This is a genomic window from Prevotella sp. MGM2, from assembly GCF_002933955.1.
Classification (GTDB): domain Bacteria; phylum Bacteroidota; class Bacteroidia; order Bacteroidales; family Bacteroidaceae; genus Alloprevotella.
In genome coordinates this window covers 1-1,617 of sequence record NZ_BEWW01000013.1, presented here as the reverse complement: position 1 = coordinate 1,617, position 1,617 = coordinate 1, and the positions used below count along the sequence as shown (strand labels likewise).

The window sequence follows — 1,617 nt, the reverse complement described above, 5'->3', positions numbered from 1 at the left end:
GGCTTGACCCGATTTTTTTGTAGTTTTGAGTCTCCTTGTCCTGGCACGGCGGGGTTCAATATCAAAAACTACAAATATGATTGCAAAATTAAAAAACATCCTTCGATGTTATGCAGTCGGAATGGGAATAAAAGAGAGGGCCAACACGTTTCATCTTTCCCGCAACACCGTACGCAAGTATGTCCGGCTGTTCATTTCAAGCGGCAAGACTACCGAACAGTTGCTTGAGCTTTCGGATGCACGGAGTTCCGTCACCGCGAGCCGTCGCAACGCCAGCTGGAACTGGACGCGCTGATACCGGACTATGTTGCCCGGCTCTCCCGCAAGGGCATGACGGTCCGCAAACTTTTCAACGAGTATAGGAGCGAACATCCCGACGGCTTTCAGGAGTCCGTGTGGAAAAGGCGCTGTCCGGCAGTACAGGTTCCATACCAATGTGGTGGGACACGTCGAGCATTACGCCGCCGACCAGATGTATGTCGACTTCGCCGGCGACAAGCTGGAGGTAGTGGAAGAGATGACAGTCGGCAAGAACTGCTATGTATCTCTTTTCAAACACCATTACAGCCTGCCGCGCGAACATGTGGGCAAGCGTGTGGTCATCCTTTATGACGCGGACACTGTAGATATTTACTGCGGCCTCAATCTCGTGGCGACACACGACCGCCGCGACATCCCCTACACCTACACGTGGAAGAAGGAACACAACCTGCCGGGACATTACGGCCCGTATGACAAGGATCTGGAGGAACTCTTCAAACGTGCAGCCGGGATGGACAACATCGTCCTTGACTATCTTCATGAAGTGGACGCCAGGATGCAGTACCCGCCGAAATCCTTCAGCAGCTGCCGCGGCATACTGTCGCTGGAGAAGAAGTACGGCACAGACCGACTTGTGGCGGCCTGTGCCTGTGCGACGATGAAGACGGTATACGGCTATCAGGCAGTCAAAGAAATACTTGAACAGGGCGATGACGCCGACTTCCTGCCCGACGAGGACGGAACAGTCCACGGCCCCGCGACTATTGCCCCTGCTCCGATGCACAAGAACATCCGTGGCCGCGAATACTACAGCCGCAATAATGAAACCAACAATACACACAACAATGGAAACAACCGATAAAACCGCACCGGTAACCCATCAGCCGGATCAGAACACAACATCGCTGGACCTGATGAACCGCATGAAAATGCACGGCATGGCCGAAGCCTTCCGCGAAAGTCTCGCCGGAACTACGGCCCAGTCAATGACCCCGGACTCCTTCCTCTCAATGCTGCTGCACCGTGAATGGGACTGGCGCGCACAAGCCGCGGTCACACGCCTTACCAAAAATGCGGCGTTCCGCTACAAGGCATATCCCGAAGAAATAGACTACGCCACAAACCGTGGGCTCGACCGCAACCAGATGTAACGTCTGGCTACCCTCGACTTCGTCCGAAACGGCCAGAACCTCTTCATCACCGGTTCCTCAGGCACAGGCAAAAGCTTCCTGGCCTGCGCCCTGGGGCATGAGGCCTGCAAGAAAGGCATACGTACCTTGTATGCCAACGCCTCCAAACTGCTCGGACTGCTCAAGGTCGCAAAGGTCAGGAACAGTCTTGAGGCCGAGCTAAAGA

Annotated in this window: 2 pseudogenes; both read left to right on the top strand. The window is 54.7% G+C overall.

The annotated features are described in order from the left end of the window. The first annotated feature begins 76 nt into the window (after positions 1–76). Positions 77–1,123: pseudogene (locus tag C5S62_RS00160) on the top strand (hypothetical protein). Next, positions 1,107–1,617, top strand: a pseudogene (locus C5S62_RS00155) (ATP-binding protein); the annotation flags it as partial. The pseudogenes C5S62_RS00160 and C5S62_RS00155, both read left to right, overlap by 17 nt.